This is a genomic window from Enterobacter cloacae complex sp. IR5441 (genome assembly GCF_049238215.1).
In the GTDB taxonomy this organism is placed as follows: Bacteria; Pseudomonadota; Gammaproteobacteria; order Enterobacterales; family Enterobacteriaceae; genus Enterobacter; species Enterobacter hormaechei_C.
Genome location: NZ_JBMKIA010000017.1, coordinates 75,799 through 89,128, shown reverse-complemented (window position 1 = coordinate 89,128; position 13,330 = coordinate 75,799). Strand labels below are relative to the sequence as shown.

Sequence of the window (13,330 nt, the reverse complement as noted above, 5' to 3'; positions counted from 1 at the left end):
TCGCACATCTTGTTGTCTGATTATTGATTTTTCGCGAAACCATTTGATCATATGACAAGATGTGTATCCACCTTAACTTAATGATTTTTACCAAAATCATTAGGGGATTCATCAGCGCTAAGCCTTTTAAGCACATTGAAAAAATAATCGATAATGTTTTGCCGCATGCGGAGAGAAGCATTATTGCCAGAGGAGAAATTATCCATTATTGCTCCGGCGATACCCGTCAATGCTTTTTACTGTTGCATGGCAGCGTGGCGTTACACCGTCGCGGGGACGGTATCGTCTTAAATTCTGAATCCGCGCCATTTATACTCGGCGTGAGCAGCCAGTTATCGTCTGAACACCTGTACGTCAGAGCGCTGGAAACCTCAGAGGTGGCCAGCGTTTCGCTGGCGTGTTTCAATCATGTTGTCGCACAACAGAATTTATGGGAGCACTTCTCAAACCTGCTGATCTATACCGCATCGCGCGTCTACGAACATTGTGCCCAGATATCGCAAATGTCGGCTTATGACATTATCCGCTTTCAACTGGTTGAGTTGATGCAGGAGCCGGAAGCCATAAGACAAAACATTACCGCCGCGGCCTATATCAAAAGCCGCACCTATCTTTCACGCAGCGGCATTATGCGGATCCTCGCGGAGTTGCGGACGGGGAAATACATCACCATGGAGCGTGGCGTACTAGTAGAGATCCATCACTTACCCCGTAAGTACTGAGGCTGTATTTATCTCTGGAGAAGGTGGAAAAGAAGAGCGACACTATAGAGAGTACAGTCTCTTTCCAGGTTAACGCTATGTCTTCTGACAAACCATCGCATCGCGGCTCTCCCTATGCTCAGGAACTGATTTCTCATTTACAGCCGCACTGCGCCACGCATAAAACCGATCCCGGCGAGCAACTTGATCTCCAGGTTGACGGGCAGAGCATGTGTTATTTAATTCTTGATGGCACGGTCGCCATATACAGAAGAAGCGACGACATGATGCTTTCAACGGCGCGCAGTCCCGCCCTGTTTGGCCTCGCTAACCTGACGGACATTTATTTTAATGACTACCTCCGAACGGTAACGCCTTGCCTGATTGGTGTGCTCACGACCGATCGGGTGGCTCAAATTATCAAAGAGAAGGCGCTGTGGGGGCTGCTTTCTAATCATCTGATGTTTGTCTATAACCGCCTCTATCACAACGTCATGCCGAAAGGCGCGCCAACCGCGTACGAGATGATTCGCCAGCAGCTCGTGCTGCTGATGCAGGAAGATGACAGCTACCGACGCAGCGTGACGGCGGAAAGGTATATCAGGGATAAAACCCATCTTTCCCGCAGTGGCGTAATGCGGATTCTGGCTGATCTGAAAACGGGTGGGTTCATCGAAATGGAAGAAGGCCGGCTGATTAAAATTAACAAACTGCCTGCCAGATACTGAATGTCAGACACAAAAAAGGCCGCGCTTGCGGCCTTTTCTTCACTGCTTAATGGACGTGAACGCCCAACCGCCAGGCAAAGTAGATCTCTTCTTTCAGTTCGTTTGAAGAGAGCGCCAGCAAATCCGTAAATTCCAGCTCAAGCTGTTTCAGCTTTTTCAGGTACTGGGCGGGAGACAGATTGCTTTTATCGCGACGTAAATATTCAATTGCCAGCTGTGTTGGGGTTATTTCAGTATCCATGATGTCCTCGCTTATGTTCAAAACGTGACCAGTATATCACAATCAGGCGGCTAATTTTTGACCAAAAACAAGACATCCGGAAACTTTACACAACGGCCGTCGTCAGCCTGGATGAACAACACAGGCGATCCTGCTCGTCCAGAATATCAATCTGCCACACCTGATGACGGCTTCCGGCTTGCAGCGCCCGGCAGACGCCACGCACGCGCCCGCTGCGAACGGAGCGGATGTGGTTGGCATTGACCTCCAGACCCACCACCTTCTGCTCTCCTTCCGTACACAGGTAGCCCGCCACCGACCCCAGCGTTTCGGCCAGCACGACGGACGCGCCGCCGTGCAACAGGCCAAACGGTTGATGAGTACGGTTGTCTACCGGCATCGTCGCTTCCAGTTCGTTGTCGCCAATGCGCGTGAACTGGATATCCAGCAAACCGACCATGTTCTCCGCGCCCATGGCATTTAAGGCCTCAAGGGTGAACGCACGTTTCCAGATCATCCGATAATCTCCAGTAAAGCCTGCAATGGATGGCGGACGCCGTTACCTTCCACCCGTTTCACCTGGCTGCGGCAGGAGTAGCCCGTCGCCAGACAGCGGTTGCGTGGCAGGCGCTGCATCGCCTGATGCCACGACAGCTCGTAAATGCCGAGCGAATTAGCGTGGTTTTTGACTTCATGGCCGTAGGTTCCGGCCATACCGCAGCAGCCCACGTTAACGCTTTCCAGCTTCGCGCCAAACCGGGCAAAGATAGAAGCCCACTGGGCAGGCGCCGTCGGCAGCGCCGTCACTTCGGTGCAGTGCCCAAACAGGTACCAGGCTTCTCCACTCACCTCCTGAGAGGGCGTTTGCGTCAGCACCGCAGGCAGCCACTCGTGTACCAGTAAGACCTGAAAATCACCGCGCTTATCGCCGAGCGTCTGCTTATATTCATCCCGGTAACAGAGCACCAGCGCCGGATCGACGCCCACCATCGGCATACCGAGCTGCGCCACGCGATTCAGAAAATCTGAAGTTTTCTGCGCGGTTTTCGCAAAGCGGGTGAGGAAGCCTTTAATGTGCTGCGCCTTGCCGTTCGGCGAGAACGGCAGCACCACCGGCTGGTAGCCGATTTTCTCGGCCAGTTGGACAAAATCGGCCACCACCTGCGCATCGTAATAGCTGGTAAACGGATCCTGCACCACCAGCACCACCTTCGCTTTCTGCTCAGGGCTTAATGCTTCCAGTTGTTCCAGGGTCATGTTCGCCGAGCGGTGCCCCACCAGCCGACGCTGGAGCGATGGCACCGACAGCAGCGGCAGATCCACCATGCCGATATGTTTTTCTGACAGTTTGCGCACCAGCGGCTGGTTGATAAAGAAGTTAAAGGTTTTTGGCGCACGGGCCATCAGCGGCGCGTAACTCTCCACCGTCGCCACCAGATGATCGCGCATCGGGCGCAGATAACGCGTGTGGTACAGCTGGAGGAAGCGGGAACGGAATTCCGGTACGTCAATTTTAATCGGGCACTGGGTTGAACACGCCTTGCACGCCAGGCAGCCGGACATCGCCTCTTTCACCTCATGCGAGAAATCGTATTCACCTTTGTTCGCATGCCAGCTGTTGCGGGTGCGTTCGATAAGCCCGCGCAGGCTGGCGCGTTTTTCCGGCAGCTCCTGTTCCAGCTTGAGCGGGTCAACGCCGCGGTCGGCCAGCAGGCGCAGCCATTCGCGCACCAGCGTGGCACGCCCTTTCGGGGAATGAATGCGGTTGCTGGTGATTTTCATCGACGGACACATCGGGCTTTTCACATCGAAGTTGAAGCACAGCCCGTTGCCGTTGCACTCCATCGCGCCGCGCCAGGAAGCGCGTACCGCAATCGGAATTTGTCGGTCATAGGTGCCGCGCTTGACGGCGTCCACCTGCAACATCGGCGCATCAATGCCCTCCGGCGGGCAGATTTTTCCCGGGTTAAGGCGGTTATCGGGATCAAAAGCGGCTTTTACCTTACGCAGCTCGGCGTAAAGTTGTTCGCCAAAAAACGCCGGGCTGTACTCGGCGCGGAATCCTTTGCCGTGCTCGCCCCATAACAAGCCGCCGTATTTGGCCGTGAGGGCCACGACCTCGTCGGAGATCTCCTTCATCAGGATCTCCTGCTGCGGGTCGCACATGTCCAGCGCCGGGCGCACGTGCAGCACACCCGCGTCCACGTGCCCGAACATGCCATAGCTCAGACCATGGCTGTCGAGCAGCGCGCGAAACTCCACAATATAATCAGCAAGGTGCTCCGGCGGCACGCAGGTATCTTCCGCAAACGGAATCGGCTTCGCCGCCCCTTTCGCGTTGCCGAGCAGCCCCACCGCTTTTTTACGCATCGCGTAGATTCGCTCGATGCCGGAGAGATCGTTACACAGCTGCCAGCCAATGACGCCGCCTTCCCCCTGGGCAATCAGCTCGTCCAGACGCTGGCAGAGTGTGCTCACCTGGCTCTCAATCAGCTCTGCGTCATCCCCGGCGAACTCGACGATGTTCAGGCCGAGCATCTCTTTATCCGGCACGTCGGTAATCAGTTCGCTCACCGAATGCCAGACGATATCTTCCCGGGCCAGGTTCAGAACTTTTGAATCGACGGTTTCCACCGACAGCGCCCGCGCCTCCACCATAAACGGTGCATTACGCAGCGCGGAGTCAAAGGAGTTGTATTTGACGTTCACCAGACGGCGCACCTTTGGCAACCGGGTGATATCCAGACGCGCCTCGGTGATGAAGGCCAGCGTCCCTTCTGACCCGGTCAGTACGCGGGTAAGATCGAACTGGCTCAGATCGTCATTAAAGACATGGCGCAGATCGTAGCCCGTCAGGAAGCGGTTGAGCTTCGGGAATTTGTTGAGGATCAGTTCGCGATTTTCGCGGCAGCGCTCCAGCACGGTACGATAAATCCGTCCGCTGGTGGTGCTCTCTTTTGCCAGCGTTTCGGCCAGCTCGATCGGCATCGGTTGGGTATCGAGGATATCGCCCCCCAGCAGCACCGCCCGCACACCCATAACGTGATCGGAGGTTTTGCCGTAGACCAGCGAGCCCTGCCCCGAGGCATCGGTGTTGATCATCCCGCCAATGGTCGCGCGGTTACTGGTGGAAAGCTCTGGCGCAAAAAAATAGCCGTAAGGTTTCAAAAACTGATTCAGCTGATCTTTGATCACCCCCGCTTCCACTCGCACCCACCCCTCTTCCGGGTTGATCTCAATGATGCGGTTCATATAGCGGGACATATCAATGATGATGCCCTGGTTCAGCGCCTGCCCGTTGGTACCCGTCCCGCCGCCGCGTGGGGTAAAGACCAGGGAGCTGAAACGCTCCTGCGACGCCAGACGGGCGATGAGCGCCACATCGGCGGTAGAGCGCGGGAAAACGACGGCATCGGGAAGAAGCTGGTAAATACTGTTATCGGTCGCCATCGTCAGCCTGTCGGCATAATCGGTGGCGGTGTCACCTGTAAAACCCTGTTGCTCCAGTGCCTGCAAAAAATTAAGCACCAGCTGAACGACGCCCGGTGCCTGAGAAATCTGTGGGATCATTGCTGTCGACCCTAATGAGAATAGTGTGAAATCGTTTGCGTTGTGTCTGGAAAGTTTTATCACATTTTTTTCTTATGTGCTTCGTAGAATTACGGGCAAAATCCGCCTGTCAAAAATCGCTGAAATCACTAATGATTAGAGAGATGCGGTTTATATTCCCATCAGCCTTGCTGGTGTTCATTTAAGGAAAGTTTCGTTTATGGTCAATCTTCGTCAGCCCAGGGATGTCGCGCAGATACTGCTGTCGGTGCTGTTCTTAGCCATTATGATTATTGCGTGTCTGTGGATTGTTCGTCCTTTCGTGCTCGGATTTGCCTGGGCCGCGACCGTCGTCGTCGCAACCTGGCCTTTACTCTTACGTTTGCAGAAACTGCTGTTTGGTCGCCGCGGCCTGGCCGTGCTGGTGATGACGCTGCTGTTGTTCCTGCTGTTTATTATTCCCATTGCACTGCTGGTTAACAGCCTGGTTGACAGTAGCGGCCCGGTTATTCGCGCGGTCACCAGCGGTGATATGACGCTGCCGGATCTCGCGTGGCTGAACAGCATTCCTGTTGTGGGCGCAAAACTATACAGCGGCTGGCACAGCCTGCTGGAGATGGGCGGTAGCGCCCTGATGGCCAAAGTGCGTCCGTACATCGGCACAACCACCACCTGGTTTGTGGGGCAGGCTGCGCACATTGGTCGCTTCATGATGCACTGTACGTTGATGCTGGTCTTCAGCGCCCTGCTGTACTGGCGCGGCGAGCAGGTTGCGCTGGGGGTACGTCATTTCGCCACCCGACTGGCAGGTAAACGCGGCGATGCGGCCGTGCTGCTGGCAGCCCAGGCCGTCCGCGCGGTGGCGCTCGGCGTGGTGGTCACGGCGCTGGTGCAGGCGGTGCTTGGCGGAATCGGGCTGGCGATTTCCGGCGTACCGTATGCCACCATTTTCACCGTCGTCATGCTGATGACCTGTCTGGCGCAGCTCGGTCCGCTGCTGGTGCTGGTTCCCTGCATTATCTGGCTTTACTGGACGGGGGATACGACCTGGGGCACGGTGCTGCTGGTCTGGAGTTGCGTGGTGGGCACCATGGATAACGTGATCCGTCCCCTCCTCATCCGCATGGGCGCTGACCTGCCGCTGATTCTGATCCTGTCCGGGGTAATTGGAGGGTTAATTGCCTTCGGCATGATTGGCCTGTTCATCGGTCCGGTGCTGCTTGCGGTGACCTGGCGACTCTTCTCCGCCTGGGTGCATGAAGTGCCAGCGCCGGGAACCGATCCGGATGTCATCTTAAGCGAACTTGAAGAGCTGGAAGATAAGAACGCGCAGTAAGAACGGATGCCGGGTGGCGCTAACGCTTACCCGGCCTACACTCTCTACAGGAATACTTAAACGTTGCTAAACTATTTATTCTCTGCGCACTGGTCAGACCCGCCTTTTCCTGCCTAAGACCGTCATTCTCTTCAAGAAATCTTTACCTCCCTTTAACTATTGAGACGAATCCGATCGACTCAAAATCCTGGCATGCCTACTATTAAGACACGGTTATAAATCAACACCTTGATTTATAAGCATGGAAATCCCCTGAGTGAAACAACGAATTGCTGTGTGTAGTCTTTGCCCATCTCCCACGATGGGCTTTTTTTTATCCTTTTTACGGCCGTGTAATGTCACAGCGACTGAGCATCCGCCACTCCCCCGCCAGCACCCGCGTCTCTCCGGTTACCTGCACGTTCACCACCGCGCGAATATCCGCCGAGGACGCGCCAACCTGTAACTCAAATTCCCCTGGCTCGACAATTCGCTTTCCGTCCCGGCGGGTGAAATTAAACATCTCCACCGGCAGGGTAAAGGTCAGCGTGGCGGTTTCTCCTGGTGAAAGCGTCACGCGCTGGAACGCTTTCAGCTCCTGAAGCGGACGCACCTGCGTAGCGACCTTATCGCGTACGTACACCTGTACCACTTCGCTGCCGCTGCGCTCGCCGGTGTTGGTGATATCGACGCTTAACGCCACCTCTCCGTCGATCGGGACGCGGCTTTCCGTCAGGCGGGCCGCGCCCCAGCGAAACTGCGTCCAGCCGAGACCGTAACCGAACGGGTAAAGTGCGCCGAAATGGAACGCAAACGGCGTGCCGCCGCTTTTCAGCTTGTGGTTATAGTAGTACGGCATCGCCCCGGCGTTTTTCGGCACGCTCACTACCAGCCTGCCCTGCGGCTCCGCGCGGCCGGTTAAGACATCGGCAATCGCCCAGCCCCCTTCCTGCCCCGGCGCCCAGGCCATCATCAGCGCGGCCACCTTCTCTTCCAGCCCCTGAAGGTTATAAGGACGCCCACCCGTCATGACGACAATCACTGGCTTACCGGTTGCCACCAGCGCCTCCAGCAGTTGTTGCTGCACGCCCGGCAGATCCAGCGAATCGGTATCCGAACCTTCCCCCACGGTGCCGCTCTGGAATAGCCCGGCGAGGTCGCCCACGCAGGCCACCACCACGTCACTCTCTTTTGCCGCGCTCACGGCGTCGGGGATCAAATCCGTGCGTTGTGAAACCGGCGATTGCTGCATCGGCTTACCGCCGCTGTCGCCCGGGAACACCGGTGCGCCCGCCATCCGTTTTTCGATAATGTGACACCCTTTGGCGTAACGTATCTGTGATGCGCCAAGGTACTGTTCCAGCGCCGCGCGCGGGGTGGTCACCTGCGAAGTCTCTTCAACCATATCGCTGATAATCAGGTGAACCGGGAAGCTGTAGCCGCTCAGTAACGCCAGTGGATCGTCCGCCGTCGGCCCCACTACCGCTACACGGGGTTTTCCGCCGAGGGGCAAAATGCCGTTATTTTCCAGCAGCGTGATCGATTTTGTTGCCACCTCGCGCGCCACCTGCCGGGTCGCCTCATTCTGCAAATCGATACCGTCTTCGTCGGCGTACGGTTTTTCAAACAGCCCGAGACGGAATTTTTCACTTAGCACGCGCGCCACAATCTCATCCACTTTCGCCATTGAGATGAGCCCACGCTCTACCGCTTCCGCCAGATGACGCGCGCAGTCATCCTTCGGCAATTCCACGTCCAGCCCGGCGTTAAACGCCAGAGCCGCCGATTCCGCTGGATCGTGAGAAATCCCGTGGTGCTGGTGCAGCAGGCTGACGCCGCCGTAATCCGCCACGATAATGCCGTCGAAGCCCCACTGTTCACGCAGCACGGTGGTGAGCAGAAAATGGTCGCTGTGCCCTGGCTGATTATCAATGTCGTGATAGGCTGGCATCACCGAACCGGCGTTGGCCAGCTTTACCGCCATCTCAAACGGCAGCAGGAAGGTATCGTTAAGCTCGCTGAAACCGAGATGGACCGGCGCATGATTGCGCGCCCCTTCGCTGAAGGAGTGGCCGACGTAATGTTTCAGGGTCGCCAGCAGATCGCGCTTATCGCCCTGCAACCCCTTCACGTACGCCGTCGCCATCACCCCTACCAGCCACGGATCTTCCCCAAAGGTCTCTTCCGTCCGTCCCCAGCGCACATCGCGCGAGACATCCAGCACCGGGGCCAGCCCCTGCTGGCACCCGACGGATCGGGCCTCTTTGCCAATCTGCTCCGCCGCCCGCTGCACCAGCGCCGGGTCCCAGGTAGAACCGTAGTTCAGCGACGACGGGAACAGCGTTGCATCTTTGCACAGCAGCCCTACCAGACACTCTTCATGAAACAGCGCCGGAATGCCGAGCCGGGTCTCCTCCATCATCATGCGTTGCAGGCGGTTGGCGGCACGCACGCCGGTTTTTGCATCAACAATGTGCGTGCCGAGCGGGCGGGTGATCTGCCCGACGCCCAGCTTCAGCCTTTCGCTGAGGGACGCCTGTTCACTCACGCCGGCGAATTCATCGCTCAGATCGCTGCGTTCGCGGTGGTTGCCGTGTTCATCAAGGATCAGCCAGTACGCGTGCATCTGGGCAAATTTCTCTTCCGGCGTCATACGCGCCAGTAAATCAGCGACACGCTCGTGTACGGAACGTCCCGCGTCCTTGTAGATCGCAGTCATGGTTTACTCCTGTAGTGCGGATTGGGTTGCCGGGCTGAGCTGCCCCGTATCGTTTCGACTATCGCGTTTGCTGGCCAGCTCGCGGGCGATGCTGTCCACCAGTCGGCTGTTAAGTTTGTAGATGGCAAGGAGCGCCACCATGCAGAGGAACAGCGCGCAGGGGATCAGGGTGAACAGGGCATTGATGGTTGCGAGAACGTGAGGCGCCTGGTTTGCCTGACCCGGCGCGTAATCCACCATGCCAAGCACCCAACCGACCACCGCCCCGCCCAGCGCCAGCCCAAACTTGATGGCAAACAGGGCGGTAGAAAAGACCAGCCCGTCAAGGCGGCGGCCGCTACGGTGTTCTTCGTAGTCCACCACATCGGAGAACATGGTCCATTGCAGCGGCGTGGTCAGGTTCTGAATAAAACTAAACACAATATTCAGACCGAATATCAGCCACACCTGTGAAGGCGGAATGAAGAAAATCAGCGCGCCAAAAATAACGAAAGAAATAATGGTCCACTGATAGGCACGCACCCGGTCAAATTTGCCCAGCAGGCGTTCAGATAATAATGCGCCGCTTAAGGAGGCCACCATGCCGGAAACAATAAAGGCAAAAACCAGTTCCGGACGTAACAGAACATAGTTAACGTAATACATGGTCGCAGAGCCACGCGTCACGACGGCGGTTAACAGTAAAATATTAAACAGAAAAACAATTCGCCACTGGCTATTGGCGGCCAGCAGTTTTAAATCCGTCAGCATCGAGCCGGAGGTGTCATTGCGCGGCGAGTAACGCTCCCGGGTCATAAAGAAGCAGCAGAAGAATAAAACAATACCCAGCAGCCCCATCAGGCTCATGGCATAGAAATAGCCTTTTTGCACATTCCCCTGGCCTAATAATGAGACCAGCGGCAGCGCGATGACGGTTACAATCAACCCGCCGATAAACGACAGGCCAAAGCGCCAGGATTGCAGCGAGTGGCGTTCGCGCGGGTCGAGCGTCAGCGCGCCAGGCATGGCACAGTAAGGGACGTTAATCGCGGAATAGATCAGACTCAGGATGGCATAGGTTACGCAGGCATAGACAATTTTCGCCGTCGCCCCGGCATCGGGTACGTAGAAGGTAATCAGGCAGCTCACGCCAAACGGAATGGCAAACCAGAGCAGCCAGGGACGAAAACGACCGTGGCGGGTCTGAGTGCGGTCCACCAGCGCGCCAATGCACGGGTCGACAAACGCATCGACCACGCGCACCACTAAAAACATGGTGCCCATAATGGCCGCAGGCAAACCGAATACGTCCGTATAGAAATAAGCGAGAAATAACGTTGCCGTTTGCCAGACCAGCGCGCTGGCCATATCGCCGAGGCCATAACCTATTTTATCTTTGGTACGTAATACAGAGGAGATTGTCATTGTTATTTGCCTTTTTATCAGGTTAAAACGTATTTCAACCAGTCGCGCATCATCCCGACGGATGTACGCGGTAAGGCTCAAGTATTAGCAACGCCCTGCCCGCTAACAATTGTCTAAATTAACAGATAAATTATGATATTTGGTTTTTTGCTTTATTTGTGATGGTGAGCATATTCGCAGGAAAATAAAAAAGGCGAGGACAGATATCCTCGCCTTTTTCAGGTTGTGCAGGTTTTACTTGTTCAGCTCTGCCAGGCTCAGCCAGGTCTGCACCACGGTGTCCGGGTTCAGGGAGAGGCTATCAATCCCCTCATCCATCAGCCAGGCCGCAAAGTCTTCATGGTCAGAAGGACCCTGGCCGCAAATCCCGACATATTTACCCTGTTTCTTCGCCGCGCGGATGGCCATGGAGAGCAGCGCTTTCACCGCCTCGTTACGCTCATCGAACAGCTCAGAGACGACGCCGGAGTCGCGGTCCAGGCCGAGCGCCAGCTGCGTCATGTCATTCGAGCCAATGGAGAAGCCGTCGAAGTGCTCCAGGAACTGCTCGGCCAGCAGGGCATTGGACGGAATTTCACACATCATGATGATCTTCAGCCCGTTCTCGCCGCGCTTCAGCCCCTGACGCGCCAGCTCATCCACCACCGCTTTCGCCTGATCCACGGTACGGACGAACGGGATCATGATTTCCACGTTGGTCAGCCCCATGTCATTGCGCACGCGTTTTACCGCCTCGCACTCCAGCGCGAAGCAGTCGCGGAAGCTTTCCGACACGTAGCGTCCGGCGCCGCGGAAGCCCAGCATCGGGTTCTCTTCTTCCGGCTCGTAGCGTTCACCGCCCACCAGGTTGGCGTATTCGTTGGACTTAAAGTCCGACAGACGCACGATCACGCGTTTCGGGTAGAAGGCCGCGCCGAGCGTGGCGATCCCTTCCGTCAGACGACCCACATAGAACTCTCTCGGCGAGTCGTAACCCTTCATCATCTCGCGGATTTCGTTTTGCAGTTTTGCGTCCTGGTCGTCGAACTCCAGCAGCGCACGCGGATGCACTCCGATCATACGGTTAATAATAAATTCCAGACGCGCCAGGCCCACGCCTTCGTTCGGCAGGCAGGCGAAGTCAAACGCGCGGTCCGGGTTGCCGACGTTCATCATGATCTTCAGCGGCAGGTCCGGCATGGTATCCACGCTGGAACTTTTCACGCTGAAGTCGAGGATATCGGCATACACGTAGCCGGTATCGCCTTCGGCACAGGAGACCGTCACCTTCTGGTCGTCCTTCATGCTTTCGGTCGCGTCACCGCAGCCGACTACCGCTGGGATCCCCAGCTCACGGGCGATAATAGCCGCGTGACAGGTACGGCCGCCGCGGTTGGTGACGATGGCAGCCGCTTTTTTCATGATCGGTTCCCAGTCCGGGTCGGTCATATCGGTCACCAGCACGTCGCCGGGCTGAATGCGGTTCATCTCGCTGATGTCGTGGATCACTTTCACCGGACCGGCACCGATGCGGTGACCAATTGCGCGGCCTTCCGCGACAATTTTGCCCTGCGCGTGCAGGGTGTAGCGCTCCATGACCTGACCACGTGAACGGACGGTTTCCGGACGCGCCTGCACGATAAACAGCTTGCCGGTGTGTCCGTCTTTCGCCCACTCGATGTCCATTGGACGGCCATAGTGTTTTTCAATCTGCACCGCCTGCTTCGCCAGCTCTTCCACTTCGGCGTCGGTCAGTGAGAAGCGATCCCGTTGCTCCTGTGGCACATCTTCAATGGTGACCTGCTTGCCATGCTCTTGCGTCGGAGCATAGATCATGCGAATTTTTTTCGAACCCATGGTGCGACGTACCACTGCCGGACGGTTAGCCGCCAGCGTAGGCTTGTGAACGTAGAATTCGTCAGGGTTTACCGCCCCCTGCACCACCATCTCGCCCAGACCCCACGCGGAGGTGATAAACACCACCTGGTCGAAGCCGGATTCAGTGTCGATAGAGAACATCACGCCGGAAGAGCCTACGTCGGAACGCACCATGCGCTGCACGCCGGCGGAAAGCGCGACGCCGCGGTGGTCATAGCCCTGATGGACGCGATAGGAGATGGCGCGGTCGTTGAACAGGGAAGCAAACACATGCTTCACCGCCACCAGTACCGCCTCGTAACCCTGGACGTTGAGGAAGGTTTCCTGCTGCCCGGCGAAAGAGGCATCCGGCATATCTTCCGCGGTGGCGGAAGAGCGCACGGCAAAGGAGGCCTGCGCATCGTCAGCGGAGAGCTGGTTGTAGGCGTCGTGAATGGCTTTTTCCAGTTCCGGCTGGAAAGGTGTGTCGATAATCCACTGGCGGATTTGCGCGCCGGCTTTGGCAAGCTCGGTGACATCATCAATATCCGTTTTATCCAGCAGGTCGTAAATGCGCTGGTTTACACCGCTCTGGTCTAAAAACAGGTTAAACGCATCGGCGGTTGTGGCAAACCCGTTAGGTACGGAGACACCCATACCGGACAGATTTGTAATCATTTCACCCAGGGAGGCATTTTTGCCCCCAACTCTGTCTACATCATTCATGCCGAGTTGGTTATACCAAAGCACCAGCGGTGACGAGCCATTGTTGGACATCGAAACAATCCTTTTGTGATATTTGATCGGAGTAAGAAACACCTGACTACGTATTTATACTGGCATATTTATTTCCGCTAA

The 13,330-nt window shown here is 56.5% G+C and carries 9 protein-coding genes and 1 other RNA gene; 4 read left to right on the top strand and 6 right to left on the bottom strand.

What is annotated here, in order from left to right:
- The first annotated feature begins 80 nt into the window (after nt 1–80).
- Together ACOTX5_RS17655 and ACOTX5_RS17650 are read left to right on the top strand one after the other, a co-directional pair.
- Entirely contained in the window at nt 81–722 is a 642-nt protein-coding gene (locus ACOTX5_RS17655; RefSeq protein ID WP_234101241.1) for a winged helix-turn-helix transcriptional regulator, read from the top strand.
- A gap of 77 nt (nt 723–799) precedes the next feature.
- The gene (locus tag ACOTX5_RS17650; RefSeq protein WP_023296357.1) at nt 800–1,429 is read left to right on the top strand and encodes a helix-turn-helix domain-containing protein; all 630 of its coding nucleotides are present in this window, start codon (nt 800–802) and stop codon (nt 1,427–1,429) included.
- Nucleotides 1,430–1,475: 46 nt separating this feature from the next.
- Here ACOTX5_RS17650 and ACOTX5_RS17645 read toward each other — a convergent pair whose 3' ends face one another.
- The 3 genes from ACOTX5_RS17645 to ydiJ all read right to left on the bottom strand — a co-directional run bounded on the left by ACOTX5_RS17645 (nt 1,476) and on the right by ydiJ (nt 5,219).
- Nucleotides 1,476–1,670, bottom strand: coding sequence for a YdiH family protein (locus tag ACOTX5_RS17645; RefSeq protein ID WP_003857766.1), 195 nt, complete (start codon nt 1,668–1,670; stop codon nt 1,476–1,478).
- Nucleotides 1,671–1,755: 85 nt separating this feature from the next.
- On the bottom strand, nt 1,756–2,166 hold the full coding sequence (menI, locus tag ACOTX5_RS17640; RefSeq protein WP_045911646.1) for a 1,4-dihydroxy-2-naphthoyl-CoA hydrolase: 411 nt from the start codon (nt 2,164–2,166) through the stop codon (nt 1,756–1,758).
- Nucleotides 2,163–5,219, bottom strand: a complete 3,057-nt coding sequence (gene ydiJ / locus ACOTX5_RS17635) for a D-2-hydroxyglutarate dehydrogenase YdiJ (protein WP_063438941.1) — start codon at nt 5,217–5,219, stop codon at nt 2,163–2,165. The genes menI and ydiJ overlap by 4 nt, the downstream gene beginning before the upstream one ends.
- A 199-nt stretch (nt 5,220–5,418) precedes the next feature.
- On the opposite strand from ydiJ, the gene ydiK reads away from it, so the two are divergent.
- The gene (gene ydiK / locus ACOTX5_RS17630; protein ID WP_045911644.1) at nt 5,419–6,534 is read left to right on the top strand and encodes an AI-2E family transporter YdiK; all 1,116 of its coding nucleotides are present in this window, start codon (nt 5,419–5,421) and stop codon (nt 6,532–6,534) included.
- Between the two features lie 209 nt (nt 6,535–6,743).
- Nucleotides 6,744–6,851, top strand: an RNA gene (gene rprA, locus ACOTX5_RS17625) — antisense sRNA RprA.
- A 5-nt stretch (nt 6,852–6,856) separates the two neighbouring features.
- Here rprA and ACOTX5_RS17620 read toward each other — a convergent pair.
- From ACOTX5_RS17620 to ppsA, 3 genes are all read right to left on the bottom strand, one after another.
- On the bottom strand, nt 6,857–9,232 hold the full coding sequence (locus ACOTX5_RS17620) for a glycoside hydrolase family 3 N-terminal domain-containing protein (RefSeq protein ID WP_045911643.1): 2,376 nt from the start codon (nt 9,230–9,232) through the stop codon (nt 6,857–6,859).
- A 3-nt stretch (nt 9,233–9,235) separates the two neighbouring features.
- Entirely contained in the window at nt 9,236–10,636 is a 1,401-nt protein-coding gene (locus ACOTX5_RS17615; protein WP_032648070.1) for an MFS transporter, read from the bottom strand.
- 234 nt (nt 10,637–10,870) lie between these two features.
- Nucleotides 10,871–13,249, bottom strand: a complete 2,379-nt coding sequence (gene ppsA, locus ACOTX5_RS17610) for a phosphoenolpyruvate synthase (RefSeq protein ID WP_045911642.1) — start codon at nt 13,247–13,249, stop codon at nt 10,871–10,873.
- Nucleotides 13,250–13,330 lie beyond the last annotated feature (81 nt).